Annotated in this window: 18 protein-coding genes; 6 read left to right on the top strand and 12 right to left on the bottom strand. The window is 49.7% G+C overall.

Translation table 11 applies throughout. The features are described 5' to 3' along the window. Window positions 1-188: 188 nt before the first annotated feature. The 3 genes from ACY652_RS11670 to ACY652_RS11660 all read left to right on the top strand — a co-directional run bounded on the left by ACY652_RS11670 (window position 189) and on the right by ACY652_RS11660 (window position 4,995). Window positions 189-2,057 carry a CocE/NonD family hydrolase gene (locus ACY652_RS11670; protein WP_462264550.1) on the top strand — a complete coding sequence of 623 codons (1,869 nt, stop codon included), beginning with the start codon at window positions 189-191 and terminating at the stop codon, window positions 2,055-2,057. Between the two features lie 157 nt (window positions 2,058-2,214). Further along, window positions 2,215-3,867: a M1 family metallopeptidase gene (locus ACY652_RS11665; protein WP_462264549.1), complete on the top strand. Its 1,653-nt coding sequence runs from the start codon at window positions 2,215-2,217 to the stop codon at window positions 3,865-3,867. Between the two features lie 390 nt (window positions 3,868-4,257). After that, window positions 4,258-4,995 (top strand): head GIN domain-containing protein, encoded by a 738-nt coding sequence (locus ACY652_RS11660; protein ID WP_462264548.1) that lies wholly within the window; start codon window positions 4,258-4,260, stop codon window positions 4,993-4,995. A 73-nt stretch (window positions 4,996-5,068) separates the two neighbouring features. On the opposite strand, the gene ACY652_RS11655 is transcribed toward ACY652_RS11660, so the two are convergent. The 5 genes from ACY652_RS11655 to ACY652_RS11635 all read right to left on the bottom strand — a co-directional run bounded on the left by ACY652_RS11655 (window position 5,069) and on the right by ACY652_RS11635 (window position 10,990). After that, window positions 5,069-5,596, bottom strand: a complete 528-nt coding sequence (locus ACY652_RS11655; protein ID WP_462264547.1) for a DUF2911 domain-containing protein — start codon at window positions 5,594-5,596, stop codon at window positions 5,069-5,071. A gap of 72 nt (window positions 5,597-5,668) precedes the next feature. After that, on the bottom strand, window positions 5,669-6,400 hold the full coding sequence (locus ACY652_RS11650) for a DUF2490 domain-containing protein (RefSeq protein ID WP_462264546.1): 732 nt from the start codon (window positions 6,398-6,400) through the stop codon (window positions 5,669-5,671). A gap of 36 nt (window positions 6,401-6,436) precedes the next feature. Then, window positions 6,437-7,489: a hypothetical protein gene (locus ACY652_RS11645; RefSeq protein WP_462264545.1), complete on the bottom strand. Its 1,053-nt coding sequence runs from the start codon at window positions 7,487-7,489 to the stop codon at window positions 6,437-6,439. 15 nt (window positions 7,490-7,504) lie between these two features. Further along, a complete protein-coding gene (locus tag ACY652_RS11640; protein ID WP_462264544.1) occupies window positions 7,505-9,259 on the bottom strand; it encodes an ArnT family glycosyltransferase in 1,755 nt (584 codons plus the stop codon). A 336-nt stretch (window positions 9,260-9,595) separates the two neighbouring features. Beyond that, a complete protein-coding gene (locus ACY652_RS11635) occupies window positions 9,596-10,990 on the bottom strand; it encodes a Gfo/Idh/MocA family protein (protein WP_462264543.1) in 1,395 nt (464 codons plus the stop codon). A 159-nt stretch (window positions 10,991-11,149) separates the two neighbouring features. Between ACY652_RS11635 and ACY652_RS11630 the strand changes: the two genes are divergently transcribed. Beyond that, window positions 11,150-11,464, top strand: a complete 315-nt coding sequence (locus ACY652_RS11630; RefSeq protein ID WP_462264542.1) for a hypothetical protein — start codon at window positions 11,150-11,152, stop codon at window positions 11,462-11,464. 371 nt (window positions 11,465-11,835) lie between these two features. On the opposite strand, the gene ACY652_RS11625 is transcribed toward ACY652_RS11630, so the two are convergent. Continuing rightward, window positions 11,836-12,663 (bottom strand): SDR family oxidoreductase, encoded by an 828-nt coding sequence (locus ACY652_RS11625; RefSeq protein ID WP_462264541.1) that lies wholly within the window; start codon window positions 12,661-12,663, stop codon window positions 11,836-11,838. Window positions 12,664-12,756: 93 nt separating this feature from the next. Next, a complete protein-coding gene (locus tag ACY652_RS11620; protein ID WP_462264540.1) occupies window positions 12,757-13,647 on the bottom strand; it encodes a helix-turn-helix domain-containing protein in 891 nt (296 codons plus the stop codon). Window positions 13,648-13,712: 65 nt separating this feature from the next. On the opposite strand from ACY652_RS11620, the gene ACY652_RS11615 reads away from it, so the two are divergent. Continuing rightward, window positions 13,713-13,838, top strand: coding sequence for a hypothetical protein (locus ACY652_RS11615; RefSeq protein ID WP_462264539.1), 126 nt, complete (start codon window positions 13,713-13,715; stop codon window positions 13,836-13,838). Window positions 13,839-13,994: 156 nt separating this feature from the next. Here ACY652_RS11615 and ACY652_RS11610 read toward each other — a convergent pair whose 3' ends face one another. The 3 genes from ACY652_RS11610 to ACY652_RS11600 all read right to left on the bottom strand — a co-directional run bounded on the left by ACY652_RS11610 (window position 13,995) and on the right by ACY652_RS11600 (window position 15,980). Further along, a complete protein-coding gene (locus ACY652_RS11610) occupies window positions 13,995-14,300 on the bottom strand; it encodes a GIY-YIG nuclease family protein (protein WP_462264538.1) in 306 nt (101 codons plus the stop codon). Between the two features lie 208 nt (window positions 14,301-14,508). Next, the gene (locus ACY652_RS11605; protein WP_462264537.1) at window positions 14,509-15,789 is read right to left on the bottom strand and encodes a DASH family cryptochrome; all 1,281 of its coding nucleotides are present in this window, start codon (window positions 15,787-15,789) and stop codon (window positions 14,509-14,511) included. 41 nt (window positions 15,790-15,830) lie between these two features. Then, on the bottom strand, window positions 15,831-15,980 hold the full coding sequence (locus tag ACY652_RS11600) for a DUF2256 domain-containing protein (protein WP_462264536.1): 150 nt from the start codon (window positions 15,978-15,980) through the stop codon (window positions 15,831-15,833). Window positions 15,981-16,031: 51 nt separating this feature from the next. On the opposite strand from ACY652_RS11600, the gene ACY652_RS11595 reads away from it, so the two are divergent. Continuing rightward, complete coding sequence (locus ACY652_RS11595) at window positions 16,032-16,751, top strand: SDR family NAD(P)-dependent oxidoreductase (protein WP_462264535.1); 720 nt, start codon at window positions 16,032-16,034, stop codon at window positions 16,749-16,751. A gap of 102 nt (window positions 16,752-16,853) precedes the next feature. Here the strand turns inward: ACY652_RS11595 and ACY652_RS11590 are convergent, their stop codons facing one another. Both ACY652_RS11590 and mgrA read right to left on the bottom strand, forming a co-directional pair. After that, the gene (locus tag ACY652_RS11590) at window positions 16,854-17,831 is read right to left on the bottom strand and encodes a Gfo/Idh/MocA family protein (protein WP_462264534.1); all 978 of its coding nucleotides are present in this window, start codon (window positions 17,829-17,831) and stop codon (window positions 16,854-16,856) included. Window positions 17,832-17,841: 10 nt separating this feature from the next. Next, window positions 17,842-18,831 carry an L-glyceraldehyde 3-phosphate reductase gene (mgrA, locus tag ACY652_RS11585; RefSeq protein WP_462264533.1) on the bottom strand — a complete coding sequence of 330 codons (990 nt, stop codon included), beginning with the start codon at window positions 18,829-18,831 and terminating at the stop codon, window positions 17,842-17,844. Window positions 18,832-18,843 lie beyond the last annotated feature (12 nt).

Raw genomic sequence — 18,843 nt, 5'->3', positions numbered from 1 at the left:
GCTCGAAGAAGATTTCCCCCTACGGTCGAAATGACTCCTATTTTTGAGGTGCAGTTAAAGATATAACAATCTCATCCTGTATTTTTTTCATTACAAAACCATACATCTGCAATTAATAAATCGCTACCAGGCGCTTAATCAACTAAACTTTTTAAATTAGGCTCCCAAATACTTCAATCTCCCCGATTATGAAAAAAATCTGCTTACTGCTACTATTGGCGGCTGCTTACTGTACCGGCGCACAGGCGCAGGGCACCGGCAGCTATGCCAAAGAACATTACACCAAAAAAGATGTATACATCACCATGCGCGATGGTACCAAGCTGTTTACCTCCGTTTACACGCCTAACGACGCTTCGCCGCAGCACAAATACCCGATGGTGATGCAGCGCACCTGCTACAGCATTGCGCCGTATGGCGAAAGCAAAATACCTTCGCGTTTGGGCCCGTCGGATTTGATGATGAAGGAAGGCTACATTGTGGTGTACCAGGATGTGCGCGGCCGCTACAAAAGCGAGGGCACCTGGACCAACATGACCCCGGTAGTGGAGCATAAAACCAAAAAAGATGTAGATGAAGGCACCGATACTTACGACACCATCGACTGGCTGGTAAAGCACGTAGCCAACAATAACGGCCGCGTGGGCCAGTGGGGCATCTCCTATCCCGGCTTTTACACCGCTGCCGGCATCCTGTCTAACCACCCGGCGCTAAAGGCTTCATCGCCGCAGGCACCCATTTCCGATTTCTTTTTTGATGATTTTCATCATAACGGCGCTTTATTGGAAAGCTACTTTTTCACCTACCCGGTATTTGGTGTGCAGAAGACAGATACCACCAGTAAGGAATGGTACGCCAGCCAGAATATTAAAACCGGCACCCGCGATGGCTACCAGTTTTTGCTGGATATGGGCCCGCTGAAAAATGCTGATAAATATTATAAAGACAATTTCTACTGGCAGGAAACAGTGAACCACCCGAATTATGATGAGTTCTGGCAATCGCGCAGTTTGCCGCGCCACTATGGCAAAGTAAAGCCTGCTGTAATGTTTGTGGGCGGCTGGTACGATGCCGAGGATCTGAGCGGCCCGCTGGACATGTTCAAGCGCATCAACAAAACTGATCCTTCGGCCTACAATACCATTGTGATGGGGCCTTTCGGGCATGGCCGCTGGTCGCGCGAGACCGGGCATACCATGCACAGCAACGTATATTTTGGCGACAGCATTGCCACTTTCTACCAGCGCGATATTGAAGCCAAGTTCTTCAACCACTTCCTGAAAGGCAACGGCGATAAAAATTCGGGCCTGCCAAAAGCCTATATGTATGACACTGGCAACAAGGAATGGAAGCAGTTCGCCCAATGGCCGGTTGCCAATGCGTCGCATGTTAAATTTTTCCTGAGTGATGATGGTAAATTACCAATGAGCCAGCCTTCGGGCAATGGTTCGGTATCTTACATGAGCGACCCGATGAAGCCGGTACCCTACACCGAAGATAACACCACTACCATGGGCTTTACCCCGCACAATTACATGAGCGAAGACCAGCGTTTCGCCGGCCGCCGGCCCGATGTATTGGTATACCAAACTGATGTGCTGACCGAAGATATGACCTTAGGCGGCGAGCTGATGACCCACTTGAAAGTAGCCAATAGCAGTAGCGATGCCGATTATGTGGTGAAACTGATTGATGTGTATCCGCCGGATGAGCGCAACAACGCCTATATGCCGAACAAGAACATTATTTTGAGCAATTACTGGCAGATGGTACGCTCGGAAATTATGCCGGCCCGTTTCCGTACCGGTTTTGATAAGGCCGTACCAATGGTACCCGGTCAGAAAACGGATGTAAACGTGCGTTTACAAGATGTGCTGCACACCTTTAAGAAAGGCCACCGCATCATGATACAGGTGCAAAGCACCGCCTTCCCGCTGTTTGCCCGCAACCCGCAAAAATTTGTGGCCAACCCTTACAAGGCCGATGAAAGCGACTATGTAAAGGCAACCGAAACGGTGTATAACGATAGTTATATAGATGTGGAAGTGTTAAAATAGTTCATGGCTGATGGTTCATAGATTATAGCTAATCTCCATCACGTAATTGCGAGGAACGAAGCAATCTCTCTACGCTTAACCAAAGCCTGGTGCAGAGAGATTGCTTCGTTCCTCGCAATGACGCTTTTAGATTTTTAACTTATTACATTCGATCTTAATGAAATTAAAAGCGCTCCTGTTACTCGCTGGTTTGGCCCCTTTGTTTACTCAAGCCCAGCTCCTGCAAACCAAAGAGCAGTTTACCCGTGCCGACAGTTTGCGCGGTACGCTTACGCCGCTGCGTACCTGCTACGATATTAATTACTATCATTTGGATGTGAAGTTCGATATCGCCAATAAAGCCATCAGCGGCAGTAACCTGTTCAGGTTTACCGCCACGCAGAATTTTAATAAGCTGCAGTTTGATCTGTTCGACAACCTGAAGATAGAGAAGGTAGTATACAAAGGCAAATCCATTCCGTTTACCCGCGAGTTTAATGCGGTGTTTGTTACTTTTCCCAATACCATTCAGAAAGGTTTTCATGATGAGTTTACGGTATTATATTCCGGCAATCCGCGCGAAGCCAAAAACGCCCCCTGGGATGGCGGCGTGCAGTACCGTACTGACTCGCTGGGCAAACCCTGGGTAGCTACCGCCTGTCAGGGTTTAGGTGCCAGCGTATGGTGGCCTACCAAAGATCACCAGAGCGACGAGGTGGACAGTATGCTCATCAGCATTAGCGTACCCAACGGCCTGAAAGATGTATCCAACGGCCGGCTGCGTAAGGTAACGCCTCTAAAAGACGGCTATACCCGGTACGACTGGTTTGTGGGCAACCCCATCAACAACTACGATGTAGCCGCCAACATTGCCGACTATGCCCACATCAGCGATACCTACAATGGCGAAAAGGGCAAACTCACGCTGGATTACTGGGTGCTGCCTTATAACCTGGAAAAAGCCAAAAAGCAGTTTGATGCCAATGTGAAACCGATGCTGAAATCGCACGAACACTGGTTTGGCCCCTACCCCTGGTACGAGGATGGTTATAAACTGGTAGAAACACCGCATTTGGGTATGGAGCACCAAAGCGCGGTAGCTTACGGTAACCACTACCGCAACGGCTACTTAGGCCGCGACCTATCCGGTACCGGCTGGGGCTTGAAGTGGGATTATATCGTAATTCACGAAAGCGGGCACGAGTGGTTCGGCAACAATATTACCACTAAGGATATTGCCGATATGTGGGTGCATGAGGCCTTTACCTATTACTCCGAATCGCTGTTCACTGAAACCTATTACGGCAAGCAGGCCGGGCAGGAGTATGTGAACGGCAGCCGGCTTAACATTCAGAACGACCGCCCTATTGTAGGCCCGTATGGTGTAAACCACGAGGGTTCGGGCGATATGTATGCCAAAGGCGGCGTACTGCTCAACCAGGTACGCACCATTATAAATGACGATGCCAAGTGGCTGGCCATTCTGCGCGGCCTCAATAAAACGTTCTACCACCAAACCGTAACCGGCGACCAGATCATCGCTTATATCAACAAAGAAGCGGGTACGGATCTTACCCCGGTATTTAACCAGTACCTGCACTACAAAACTTTGCCCGTGCTGGAAATTGCCACCGTTCGCGGCCAGATGGGCGCCCGCTGGATAACCGACGAGCGTGGCTTTAACATGCCGGTGCGCATCCGCACCAAAGGCGGCGAGTACCAGTACATAAAAGTAAGCAACCGCTGGGGCGCATTGGGGTTGTCCGGCGCCACCAAGGATAATATAGAGGTAGATACCTTTAATTATTATATCGGGGTACTGATTGACTAAGGGAAGGCCGGCAGTTTAGCCGGCCTTTTGCTTTTACAGCCATTCGCTTATATTGAATGAATATTTTGCATACATTCATTCAAAGTTTGTCCCTCCCCGGGGAGGGCAGGGAGGGGTTTGTACGCCAGTCAGGCAACGCATCAGAAAAATTTCATCATAGCGCATAAACCCCTCCCTACCCTCCCGAGGGAGGGACAAAGGCTAATGAAGGTGAAATATTAAAGCATAAAGATCCTTACATATCCTCTTCTTGTTGTATTCTTTATTTCCGCCCATAGCGCTCCTCCCACTCCGCTCCCCGCTCTATCTACCAAAAAAAATATTTTTTCAGTTTTCTGCAACGTTTGCTACCCCTCCGGCATCTTATAGGTACAAATCAAATAAAAGACCATGAACTCACTATCAAAAGCATTTGTAATTGCCGCTTTGTTAAGCGGTACCGGCGTTGCCAACGCAGCTACTACCATCAGGCCTGCTACTACTGTAACAGCCGCGTTTAACACCGAAGACCGCCATCTCACCGGCTTTAGCGCCATTGATGCCACCGGCTCGTTCGACGTGTATGTGGTGCAGGGCAACACCGAATCGGTTAAGGTAGAAGCGCCTGCCGATGTGATTGACCGCATTACCACCAAAGTGGAAGGCGGCGTATTGAAATTAGGCATGAAAAACAATAGCGGCTGGAACTGGAACAGTAACGAGCATATGGTGATTTATGTGGCTATCAAGAATGTAAATGCCGTTACCTTAACCGGTTCGGGTGATGTTTTTTTTAAAGACGGATTACGGGCAAACAGCCTGAGAATCAGATTATCCGGTTCGGGTGATATTGCCGGCAAAGTGGAAACTCAGGAATTAGAAAGTTCCATCTCCGGCAGCGGCGATATAAAATTAAGCGGCCATGCCCGCAGTTCTTCCATCAGCATCTCCGGTTCTGGCGATTACTCAGCTTCCTCATTGGCTACTGATGAAACCGCCGTACGCATCAGCGGCTCGGGCGATGTGCGTGTAAATGTGAACACTAAAATTGATGCCTCCTTAAGCGGCTCCGGTGATGTGTATTACAGCGGCAACGCCAAGCAAATCAACACTTCAAAGCATGGTAGCGGCGAGGTTCATCATATATAAAGTTCAGTTTAGTTAATTCACAACAAAGGAGGCTTTCGGCCCCCTTTGTTGTTTTGATGTATGGTACAAGTAATTACTTAATGGTAAGCGGTACATCTATCTTGTCCCAGCGCAGGCTCAAGCCATTTTTATAAAACTCATATCTTAAACGCTCCGTCATTTCTGCAGGCTTGGGTTTGGCGGTAACGGTAAGCACATTTTTGCTTTCTTCGTAATTGGCTAAACCGCCGCGCTTTATACCCCACTGGCCGGTTTGCGAATTAAAAATATAAGTCCAGCTGGCCTTGCCGGGAATAATGAATACGCTGTAAGTACCTGCGGGCAGCTTTTTACCCTGTACCATAATATCCTTGCTGGTGGTAAACAAGGTAGCCTCATCGGCACCGGCACGCCATGCCTTGTCAAAAGGTGCAATATCAGTACCCAAGGTACGCCCCTTTACGGCCGGGCTGCCATAAATAATCTTCAAATCGGCACCGGCTACTTTAGCGGTAACGGTATCATGCGGACTCAATTGGTGCGACTGCGCCTTCAGCACAAAGGGCAGCAGCAGAGTGGCAGCAGCCAGGGTTAAGGCTTTTACAAAGGATGTTCTTTTCATGTAATGCGTTGTTTTAAAGGATAATGTATTTGTAAAGGTATTGTTTTAAGTTGACGATACGTGCTGCATTGATTACAACCGGGTATACAACGCAATTTGCACCACATGGTTCATGGTGTTTTCGCCAACGGCGTTCACATACTGGTTAAGGTAACCGGCCTCCACATCAGCAAACTTGCTGAAGCGGTAACCGAAGGAAATATAGGCCCGGTTCTGGTCGAACACGCTGCCATTGATCTTGTCGTTGTGCTGCACATTGGCAAAGGCCTCGTTTTGCAGGCCGATATAAGTGCCCTTGCTAAACACCGAATCCTTTCTGAACGGTACCATCCCACGCACAAAGTACCGCAGCCGCTGGGCAAAATAAGGATCACTAGCCCCTAACCGGCCCACAAAGCGCTGCTCCAGCCGGAAACGGTGCTGTAACTGTGTGCTGCGGCCTGCCTTATGCGTAAAAATATACTGCTCCCAGATGCGCTGCTCCGGGCGGAAAGTGTTCACTTCATCTGTCTTTCGATAGGTGCCGGTAAACAAATAGCCTACCGAAGCATAGTGGCGGTTATCAAAATAATAGCTTACCGCCGGGCGGATGAGCGGATTGCGCAGGTAAGCGAACTTATCCGCAGAACGGAACTGGGCATCGAACAACAAACCCCAGTGCGGAGATAACCGCTGCGAATGAAACCACGCCCCCCAGCCCGAAACTTCGTGGTGCTGGGCCGATAACCGCTTTACAGTTAACAGGTGAAACAAGCCGGCAGCTATAAATAAAATCAGACATTTAAGGTACAGGGATGATTTCATACACATTGGGTTAACGCCTAACGCGGCAAGGTATTTTTAATCTTTAAACTTCACCAGCGTTTTGCGGCCCAAATCATAAATAATACGAAACGCCTGCTGGTTATCGTTCCATTGCCCCGGCGACTGGTGCAGGCTGAGCACAAACTGCCCGGTGATACGCTTATAAAGAAATGGCGAATAGATGATATCCAGCCGGTTATACAATTTCTTCTCGTAGTAGGAATCGCCATAGGAAATATGGTGCCCCTGCCCGGCATAAAATTCGTCAAAAAAAGCAAAGCGGTGGTAGCGGGCAAAAGCGCTGGCCACAAAGCCCAGCGGGTGCTGCAAACCGGTTACGCTGCGCGTGCGCTCTAAGGAGGCCATCGCTCCGGCTTCCACCGACAGGGAATCAAACACGGTTTTGTGGCTGAAATCTATGCCTAAACGCACCTGTAGGCCGCCATTGTCGCGGATATGGTCGCCTGGAATGGTTACCGCCGCGCCTGCATCGTGCAGCAGCACAAAGTAATGCGAGATGTAAAACGGCCCGGTGGTACTGGGCAGGTATTTACCGGCCAACCCGAACAGAAACTGCTCGCGGTCGGTATTGGTTTGGCGGCTTACCCAATCAATCCACAACGTTTCATAGCCATGTTCGGTCTGGTAACGGGTAAGCAGCCCCTCAATGTTGGGGCGGTAGTACCGCAGCGTATCATTCAGCAGCGCACGCGGATACTGGGTAAGCAAGCCCTCGCGCGAAAACATACCGGCGTTGAACAGCCATTTATGACTTTCAAACTTATAATAAGCCACCGGATCGACCCGCAGGAAGAATGGCCTGGCACCAAACTCATGGATGCCGTTGATACCTACCACAAAATGATTGAAGCTATCCAAGTTAAGCCCGAAATCGAGGTTTACGCGGGTGCCCGAGTACGTGCGCGAACGCTCGGTAAAGGCCTTGTATTCGCGGTTATCAAAAAATCCGAACCCATTAAAATGAACATCCAGACTGCCGGGGCGGACAGCGGTGGTATCTTGTGCATTTGCGGTAACAGCGGAAAGGATGAAGGCAGAGATAAGAACTAAGTAAAAATGTTTAATCATGTAAAATCAATCAGTTTAACGTACGGTAAAATAAATAACCCTGCTGTTGCGGCCGCCTGTGAACGGCGCCGTGCGGATGGAAAACACCAAATCGTAACGGCCCGGCGCTAATGGCGCCTGAATGGCAAAACGGTATTTGCCGGTTTTACGGGCCGCAATATGCAACTGCCGGAAATTCTGCGGTGCCTGCTGTTCCAGTTTCAGTTCGTCCTGCTGGTAAAAGCAGGCCGACAAGGTGATGGGTTCACCGTGCACCATTTCGCCAAAATCAATCGCCTGCGCATAAGGATTGGTAAGCAAAACATTAAGGGTAAGCGGCTGCCCTGGCCTGGCTTCAAACTTGGTTTCTGCAGCCTGTACATCCACCCGCTGAAAAGTGCGCACCTCATTAACCGGATTAAAGTACCGCACCCCCTTTACAGTCTGCATCGAATCGGTGGTTAATCCTTTCACCGGCAAATCGGTAACCAGCAGCGCCCGCTGGTGTTGCAGGCTGTCTTCAACCGGCCACAACTCATACTGGGTACGGCGGTAATAGCGCTCATCGTAATCAAAACCTTTAAGGCTGCGGGTATAAAAATTGTATTTTGAAGCCTCCTGAAAGCTGGAAGGGATGATGACATAGGCGCCCGCCGCCCGTTGCTGTATTTGCCGCGACCATTGCCTGTAGGCAAAAAAGCTGCGCACCGGCCGCCATTTGGTAAGCGGCGGCAACTGCATTACCAGCAGCAACCTGAATACTACAATCAGCCCGGCGTTCACCAGCGCCAGCTTGTACAGCCAGGCCGGTTTATAGCCCGGCTGCTGCAGGTGGATAAGTACCAGCAGCACCAGCGGCACAAAGCCGATCAGCGTCCAGTGCGGCTGCACATTGCCCTTTAGGGTATTGATTAAAAAAAAGGCAAACGTGCCGATGCCGTTCACCATCAGGCAGCGGATGAACGCATTTTTAATGCGGGTGGTAAAGGCGTAGTAAAACATAAACCAGCCGATAAGCGGCCCGGCCATCAGCAACTGCCCCGGTATGTACTGGTAAGTATGCTGCGGCTGATAGGTATCAGACGACCGCTCGAACAGGTGATACACTACCGAAGGATAATGGTGATGTATTTGCCACAGGATATGCGGCAGGTATAATACCGCAGCCAGCACCACAATCAAATAAAACGAAGGCCGCCTTAAGAGCTTAATGTTGGCCAGCAGGGTAAACACAATAACCAGTACGCCATGATATTTACTATACAGCAAACAGGCAACCGTTATACCCAAGGCTATAGCCAGCCACCATTTGTTTTCCTCCAGGTACTGCTGGTAAAAATAATAGAACAATATGGTGAACAGCAGCAGCGGTGCATCGGGCGTAGTAATAAAGCCATAAATGTGCAGGCTGAGCATACCGGCCACCAGTACCACAAACCACCGGGCATTGGCCTTGTATTTCTTGGCTATCAGCCATAATAGGTAGATAGCCAGCGGGTTGAGCAATACCGTAAGCAGGCGCAGCCCCAATTCGTTGTGCAGCAAGCTGTAGCCCGCCCTGATGAAGACGGCCACCATAGGCGGATGATCGAAATAGCCCCAGTCCATAAACCGGGAGTACATCCAGTAGTAGGCCTCGTCGGAGTGCAGGCCCAGGGTGGCGGCCTGCAGCAGGTTCAGCCCCGTCCAGCACAGCAAAAACCAAAATATGGTTTTATTGGATTGAGCGGAAGACACATAGGCTGATGATGGCATAGAAAGCGAATATCCTTCGGGTTGTGATGCCTGCAAATGTAATTAATATTATCAGCCGTGCATCAGGCCGCTTTCTAAATCATACACGATGGATTTGAAGACTACCCTATTTTTTAGCTTGCAATTTCGCTAACAGCCGATATGTTATATCAGCATCAATGCTTTGCTTCTTTAGGGGCTACCTGTTTATAGACACATTTTTACAAACATACCAATGCACCATAGGTGCTACCCTCATTTTGCATTTCGCAGCAAATGGTAAGGGTAACACCTACGGTGCATTAACGAATTTATTAAAATGGAATACTATAAACAGGTAGCCCCCAAAGGGGCAATAAGATTATTTAAGCTGCCTACTGATTTTAAAACAAGTTACACTACCTTCATGTGCTCGGCATCCCAGTTGATGATCTTACCCTGAAAATAGCTGTCGTTGCAGGCCAGCGCCGGGGCCGCTGCCCGGAAGCCGAACTCGGCGTTCTCAAACACCGGTTTGCCGGTACGTATGGAATCCATAAAGTTGGCAAAATGATCATGCGAGGCATTGTAGCCTTTGGGCGCTTCATATTTTACGCCGTCCATTTTGGGTGCCAGCTTATCTTTTGAGGAATACTTTAAATCGTATTTAGCTAAAATTTCCTTCTGCATGGCCTCCGGATAGGTAAACAAAGAATCCCAGCCGCCTATACCCGGCGCATTCGGCATCTTATTTTTCACAATGGTAAAGCCGTCGCCCTCGCCGAACAGGTTGATCACCCCTTCGGAGCCGATGATTTTGGTAGTAGAATAATCGCCCTCACCACTGATGAAATCTACCTGCAGGTTTACCTGAAAGGCGGGATGCTCCTTAGTTTCGGGGTAATGAATTACGGCGCTCATTACGTCGGGCACGTTACGGCCATCTTTCCAGTACGTTAAGCCGCCAATGGAAAATATCTTGTCCGGCCCTTTAGAGTCGGTGATGAAGTGGATGCCGGTAAGCAGGTGCACAAACAAATCGCCGGCCACGCCGGTACCATACTCGCGGTAATTACGCCACCTGAAAAAGCGGTTATTATCATACGCATGTTTCACCTTCTCATTGGCCTGGAAACGGTCCCAGTCTACCGTTTGCAGCCCGGCATCCAGCGGAATGGTATATTGCCACGCCCCCAGCGCACTTTGCCGGTTAAAGGAGGCCTGTATGGTGTTGATCTGCCCGATTGCGCCTGATTTATACAGCTCCTTCGCCTTCTGGTAAGCCATGCTGCTGATGCGCTGACTGCCGACCTGAAACACGGCATTGGTTTCCTTCTGCACCCGTATTTCATCCAGCCCCTCGCTGAGGTAATGCACCATCGGCTTCTCGCTGTATACGGCTTTGCCTTTGCGCATGGCAGCTTTGGCAATGGTGCTGTGCCAGTTATCGCTGGTGGCGATGATCACGGCATCAATATCCTTGCGGTTTAATATCTCCTCGTAGTTGTTGGTGGTAAAAATATTTTGGCCGTACACTTCTTTAGCACGCTGCAGGCGGCCTTTATATAAATCGCAGGCGGCCACCATTTCCACACCCGGCACGGTTAAGGCGGCATTGGTATCATTAAAACCCATAATGCCCATGCCAATGGTGGCAATGCGGATTTTATCATTAGGCCCAATACGCTTTTCGGCCAGCAAAATGCGGCGCTCGTAATCTTCCTGCGCGGCGAGGCTGGTAAGCGAAGCCGAAGTTAACAGCACAGCGCCGCCAAAATGCTTCAAAAAACTTCTTCTGTTAGATGACATTGAATTTTATTTAGGTACAGGAAATAATTGGTTAAACAGCTGAATAATAGAGAAGTAATTCGCGCTGATTGAGCGACAAGGTAATCAATAAGTTTTTAATATTTTATTGCTAAAATCAAATAAGTCCACCTGATTTAATTTAAATAGTGTTTACACTTTATGACGTTTAAGCACCATACTGATGCACCTGTTGCAGCCCGCTTCCAAACACGCAATGCTTACTATATTGTAGGCATTGGCCACATTTTGACCGGAGAAGTATTGGAAGGTACGATTGCCTATGGTAACCATATCACATTACAAGTGAACAATGAGGAAGTAAGTTACCTGGTTACTGCTGTGGAAACCATTGAGTACATGACGGCCGGCACCAGCGAAACGGCCCTGATACTGGAATTGATTGAGGGCGATAATAAAGTGAATTACCTGGAAGATATTGCGGGAGAAGTTGTTGATATAGCAGCAGCCGGGTAATTACCTTAATTGAGGGCAACGGCAAGGTACGGCTACCATTGCGTTGCTGGTAAAGCTAACGAGCAGAGCCATACGAGGGAAGCCCGTGTACTACCCCTATATGGGCGTTGCCCTTACAGGCGGAGTTGTAACGCTGCAAGTTTTCCTGTATCCCCGTTGCATGCTTTTAAAAATAGCTGCAGGCTGCATGGTACGGGGTTATTAAAATTACAGATCCCGGAGATCAGCAAATTATAAACCTGTTACCAGGCAGCCTGCATTTGTTAAGAGCTTATACAGAACAACCGCTACAAGCAATAAGTTGTTATTTGTATTTCCTTTCTGTTCCATAACAACTGCTATCAAGATAGATATGCTTCAGGCTTACGGTATCAATCCGCTGTTTCACTGGCCAATGCTATTTCCTTCTGACGGTCAAGCGCTTCGAGCCGGGCAACAAGTGATGCCCTCATTTCCCGGTAGGCATCCCCGCCCAGGGCCAACCGCAACGGTGCATCATTTTGTTCCATGCTTGTAATAATTGCCTGCGTTGTTTTATCAACGCTGTTATTTATTGGAAAATTACCGCTGTATACAGCTCTCCGCACATCACCGGCCGGTGTTTGGTCATAAGCTTCCATAACAGGGGCCGTTTGCATTCCGGCGCCAAAAGAGGTGCCGTGCGCGCCGGGTTCTGTAATTGTTACCATAATGTTGAACGGTGCTACCTCTTTGGCAAGTGTATCGCAAAAGCCCTCTATTGCCCACTTGGTTAAATGATAATAGCTAAAGTTTGGATAAGTGGCTTGGCCGCCGGCTGATGAGAACTGAAGGATATTGCCGCCCCCCTGGGCACGCAGATAAGGCAGGGCCGCCCTTATTACCTGAACAGAACCAATAATATTGGTATCAATCTGCTGCCTGATCTGCTCATCACCTGCCTCCTCGGCCGCACAAAATAATGCGTAACCTGCATTGTTAACAATTACATCAATACGCCCCAGCTCATTAAAGGCTTTTGTTACTGTTTCATTTACCTGCACTGCATCGGTAACATCCATTTTTGCTATCCATAGCAGGTTTCCGTACTGCTGCTTAAGGTCATTAAGCGCCTCAGGCTTACGCAATGTAGCCGCTACCCTGTTGCCCTGTGCCAGCAACTGTTCAGTGAGCGTTCGTCCGAACCCGGATGAGGTACCGGTAATAAACCATGTTTTCATATCTGTTTATCTATTAAGTTTATTACAAATGTATACCCGCCGGTGGGTTAACCATCAGCCCTGGTCAAACCAATGCAGACCATGATCAACTATTTAACGTAATGAGGACGGTGTTTGCCCGGTAGAGGCCCGGAATGCCCTGGCAAAATGCGTAGATTCTTCAAACCCCAAACTGCTGCTGATTTGGCTTATTGTCCAGTTGGAGTGCAACAGCAGGGCCCGGGCTTCCTGCATAACCCGTTCATTTATCAGCTGCGAGGTTGTTCGGCCTGTTACTTCTTTTAGTACGCGGTTCAGGTAATTGGTATGTACAGCCAGGCGGTCGGCATAATCCTGCGGGGTTCGTAAAACAATTTGCTGGTGTGGGTAAGCCAACGGAAACTGGCTTGCCAGTAAGGTTTTAAATGCATCAGTTAACCGGGTAGCCGCTGTCTGGCTTTGCGGCGCTGCTTCCGGTTCCAGTTTTAACGCCCCGTGAATGCACTCCATCACATATAAAAACAGCAGGTCGTACTTTTGGGCGTAGGCCGATGACTGCTCCTCCAGCATTTTCCTGAAGATATTTTCAAAAAAAGCCCTGTCTTTATCCGTCAGCCTGATTACGGCCTGTGCCTGCCCGTTAAATACCGGCCAGTCTGCAGGCCTGATATGGGTATGCAGCGGCAAAAAATCTTCTGTAAACATACAGGCATAGCCGTTGCAGGTGCCTTCGTGTACCTCCCAGCGATATGGATGGTCGCGGTTTGAAAAAACCAATGCCCAGCCACCGGCACTGAAATGATATGACCGGTCCTGTACATGATAGGTAGACTGACCGGTAATCAATGATATTTTATAAAAGTCCTTACGACTGTACATTGCAGTTGCGGCAACACTTTGTTCCGAAAAATCCTTCAGTTGTACGGCTACAAAGTAGCCGCCTGTGTTATCGTTCCGGTCTGATACTTCGGGCGCATATGTTTTAATTGAATGATGTTCGAGCATACTTTACAATATCATAAGTACTTAAAATGGTTTTAACGCCTTAAATTTTATTTCCGGCTAAGCAATTGAATTTCTTTAAGAACAAGCGCTTAAAGGCCCTGATACTCGAATTGATTGAGGGCGATAATGAGGTGAATTACCTGGAAGATATTGCGGGAGAAGTTGTTGATGTTTTAGGAGATGCGAAGTAATAACGCCAACAACGTCATTGCGAGGTACGAAGCAATCCTCAGCATACAGAGCAGCCCTGCAAAACGATCTGCATAATCGAGGATTGCTTCGTACCTCGCAATGACGTTGTTGTAAAGCTGTTATAATAATCAGAATAGTCTTGATAGCTTGTTGGATTATCCGTTCATCAAATCTGGGTACAAATCTTTCCATTCTGGATTAAAATTACTGACTAAGTTAATCTTGGACTGTCGGCTACCAGCTTTGATGCGCTTCTCTTCAGTAATGGCTTCTTCAATTGTTGGATAATCGGCATAATAAACCAGATGTTTACAATTATACTTAGCTGTAAAGCTTTTAGGATAAATCTGGTTAATGTGCTGCCAGATACGGTCGGGTAAGTTGGCCGTAACACCCGTGTAGTAAACCGAATGTTGCTGATTAGTAAGTATATAAACACTTCCGCCCCTTTGCATTACCATGATGCAAAATAACTCTTTAATTTAACTAACCTCACAACAACGTTATTGCGAGAAACGGGCGCCACCCTCGGCATACAGAGCAGCACTGCAAAACAATCTGCATAGTTGAGGATGGCGCCCATTTCTCGCAATAACGCGACTTATATTTTAAACAGCTTATAATGACTTAATGCTTTCAACAAGAAGGCTATACCACCGCAGGCACCGCCTATGCTTCGCCCGCTGGGGCCAGCCAGCGTTTGGTGTATTCGCCTCTGGGGTCGAGGTCTTTGATAAGTTTGGCGATGTTATAGGTACGGTGCTCGCGCGGGTCAATCCCTACGCCGGCTACGGCGGCCCAGTTACCCCAGTTGCTGGCCGGCGAATAATCGATCAGTTTTTCCTCAAACCAGGCGGCGCCCTGTGTCCAGTCGGCTTTCAACTCCTGCACCAGGTAGGCCGCCACCAATTGCCGGGCGGGGCCGCTCAGGTAACCGCTAATGGTTAATTCGTGCATGGCGGCATTTATAAAGGGCATTCCGGTAGTGCCGGTTTTCCAGCTTTCCAGCAAATCCTGCTGGTTATCGGCCACGGCAGGCGCTTCGCCTTTAAAACCGGCAGCTTCGGCAAAGCGGCTGCCATGCTTTTTAAACATAAACCGGAAATAATCGCGCCACATGAGTTCCAGCATCAGCGGGTAACTGCCGGAAGCCTGCTCCTGCCCGGCAATGGCCCAGTACACCAGCCTTAACGACAGGCAGCCCATAGCCAGCCAGGGCGATAACTTTGAAGTATGCGCCGCCGCTTTGGCCTTAGCTGTTGTGGGCACATTGCGGTTAAAATAAGCCTCCAGTTGTTTCAAGCCCTCCGTTTCGCCCCCGGTAAATTGCAGGGAACGCACATCCGCCACAGATTCGGTTAAACCCAAATCCGGTAACGCCGGTAACGCACCGGGCGCATCAATCACCGGAACCACCACCTGCTCGGGCGTAGCCAGGCAGGGGCGTACGGTGCTCTCCCGCTCCACTTTTTTACGAAAGGTGGCAAAGCTGTCGGGAATATCCTTAATGGGAAACGGTAAATCTTCTTTATGGTATAAGGTGTGCCCGATAAAGTGCTTGAGGTTGATTTTCAGCTTCCATAATGCCGCCTCTACCGCTTCAGAAACGGCAGTTTCCTCAAAGGCCACCTCGCGGTGATGGTAAACTTCGCTCACCTGATACTCGGTAACCAGTTGCGGCAGCACCTCGGCCGGGTTACCTGTGCGGATAATCAGCTCGCCGCCCAACTGCTGCAGGTTGCGGCGCAAGTTGGCCACGCTCTCCAGCAGGAACTTTGCCCGGTTCGCACCGGTTTTAAAGGTGCCTGCGGGGGTAACGTTAAAATAATAGGGATCAAAGCAATACACCGGCAGTACCTTATCAGCTTTACGTACGGCTTCCAGCAATATCTCATTGTCGTGCACACGTAAATCATTCCGAAACCATACCAGTATTACTTTTTCACTCATTGGCTAATGCGGGGCGGGAGGTAAATCACCTGTAAAAATCGTTATAATTTGTTTCTTCTGCACCTGTCGCTGCAATATTTGACATCATCCCAACATTTTTCCCACTTCTTGCGCCAGGTGAACGGCTTGTGGCAGGCAGCGCATATTTTTTGCGGCAGGTTTTCCTTTAATATCCTTTTGGGCGCGGGCATACCGCTTAAACAATCCAGGGGTGCTAATGTTACTGAGGCAACTATATCCGCATGAATTTTAATCAGAAAACGATATTGATTGCCGGCGGCAGTTCGGGCATCGGGCTGGCTTTGGCCAACCGCCTGGCCGCTAAAGGTGCGCAGGTAATCTGCTTATCACGCCGCCCGTCAGACCAATGGCAGGGCAGCATTTCCCACATCCCGTTCGATGTGCTACAGGATGATTTCAACATGCTTTCCGCCCGGTTACCCGAAAAGCTGCATAGCGTGGTTTACGCTATTGGCAGCATCAACCTCAAACCCTTCAACCGCCTTACAGCCGATGATTTTCTGAATGATTACCGCATCAATACCCTGGGCGCTGCACAGGTGGTACAGCAAAGTTTAAAAGCATTAAGATCGGCAGGTGCTGCCTCTGTTGTGCTGTTCAGCACGGTAGCGGCAACAGTAGGAATGGGTTACCATGCCAGCATTGCCGCAGCCAAAGGCGGTGTTAACGGACTTACCCTGGCCCTGGCTGCCGAGCTGGCCCCGCAGCGCATCCGGGTGAATGCCCTTGCCCCTTCGCTGACTAATACGCCATTGGCCGCCAGTTTGCTCAGCACGGAGGATAAGCGCGAAGCCTCCAATAAACGCCACCCGCTGGGCCGGTATGGTACGCCCGATGATCTGGCTGCCGCCGCCGAATTTTTGCTGAGCGAGGACAGCAGCTGGATGACCGGCCAGATTGTGGGCATCGACGGCGGATTGAGCACTTTGCGCACCTTATAGCAACGCTACCTGCTGCTCATTACACACGTTGTAAATCCACACCTTTGTAATTTGCATTTTTTAGCTTTTTATCGCCTTTTTTAGCCGTTTATGGATTGTATATCAACCTTTATGGGTGAACTTATCCATAATTTCCATTAAAATTACGGCTTCCTCGATGCTGCAGGGGTTATCGCGCTCGCCGTTAATAAAGGCCACTACCTGCTCAATCATGGGCTGCTCGATGTGGGGCGGATGCTCAAAAACCTGTTGATGGCGGGCATTGCCCACCTGCCAGCTTACCTGGTTACCAAAGAAAGGAAAGGTGATCTTACCTTCGCTGCCGATGATTTCGCAGGTATCGGTTACCTCGCTTTCGGCCACATTAAAGCACCACGAGCCGTTTACCGTTACCTGGTTCTCGAATAAAATCTGGCCGCACACCTGATCATCCGCCGGGTACAAACCAGCCTGATTTAATGAAAAGCCATTGTAAGCCAGCGGTTTACCAAAGTAAAACAGCATCAGATCCAGCTGGTGAGGCGCCAGGTCATGGAAGTAGCCGCCACCGCTTTGTTCGGGCTGTACCCGCCAGTTGCTTTCTACCCTGGCCACCAGCGCCGGTTTTGGGCTTTGCCACATCCGTATCTGCACGGTGCGCACTTTACCTGTTATCTTCCTGGCTAACAGCTCTTTAACAAATAAAAACATGGGCAACGCCCGGCGGTAATGGGCTACGGTGAGTTTGCCTTTGCCGCTTTGTGCTGCGGCGGCCATTTGCCGGGCTTCATCAGCGTTGCGGGTAACCGGCTTTTCTACATACACGTGCAGCCCGCGCTGCAGGGCATCAAGTGTATAGGGTAGATGACTATCGGGCGGTGTAGCAATGTAGATAGCCTGTAAATCAGCTTCCTGCATCATTTGCCCGGCATCGGTATACCATTGCGCTACCTGGTGCCGCCGGGCATAATCTTCGGCTTTGGCCGCATTGCGGCGCATTACGGCGGCCAAGCGGCTGCCCGGCACTTTATTAAATGCCGGGCCGCTCTTCCTTTCCGTTACATCGCCGCAGCCAATAATCCCCCAGTTGATGGTTTCCATTGGGATGAAGTTATTGAAGAATAGCCTCCACCCGATCCAGTTCCTCAGGCGAAAACTGAATGTTATCCAGGCACTTGAGCGAATCGGCCAGTTGAGCGGCGCTGCTGGCCCCTACCAGTACGGAAGTAATGCGTTCATCCTTTAACAACCAGGCCAGCGCCATTTGTGCCAGCGTTTGACCGCGCTGTGTGGCCAGCTCATTCAGATCCTTGATTTGAGTTAACCGCTCATCCGTTACTTCGTTGGTTTGCAGATGGCCTGATGTTTTGGCCGCCCTTGAATCGCCGGGTATACCATTAAGGTACTTGTTGGTAAGCAGCCCCTGCGCCAGCGGCGAGAACGGGATGCAGCCCACGCCGTTTTCTTCCAGTACATCCATCAAGCCGCCTTCCACCCAACGCTCGAACATAGAGTATTTGGGCTGATGGATAAGGCAGGGCGTGCCCAGCTGCTTTAATATATGAATGGCCTCGGCCGACTGCTCGGCACTGTAGTTGGAGATGCCCACATACAGGGCTTTACCCTGGCGTACTATTAAATCCAGCGCCATCATCGTTTCTTCCATCGGGGTATCGGGGTCGGGGCGGTGGCTGTAAAAAATGTCCACATAGTCAAGCCGCATACGTTTCAGGCTTTGGTCGAGGCTAGATACCAGGTACTTTTTGGAACCCCACTCGCCATACGGCCCGTCCCACATGCGGTAGCCGGCCTTGCTTGAAATGATCAGTTCATCGCGGTAGCCTTTAAAATCCTGGTGCAGCAGCCGGCCAAAGTTTTCCTCGGCCGAACCGGGCGGCGGTCCGTAATTATTGGCCAGGTCAAAATGAGTAATGCCGCTATCGAAGGCGAGGTGTAATATCTGGCGGAAGTTCTCTTCCACATCTACGCCGCCAAAGTTATGCCACAGGCCCAGTGATACGGCCGGCAGCTGTATGCCGCTGCGCCCGCACCTGCGGTACTGCATACCAGCATACCGGCCGGCAGAAGGTAAATAATGCATGATTATTTGTTT

Origin of the sequence: Mucilaginibacter sp., from assembly GCF_965200995.1 — a bacterium.
Taxonomy (GTDB): Bacteria; Bacteroidota; Bacteroidia; order Sphingobacteriales; family Sphingobacteriaceae; genus Mucilaginibacter.
Note: the sequence above shows the minus strand (reverse complement) of the source record. Positions and strands in the feature narration are given on the sequence as shown.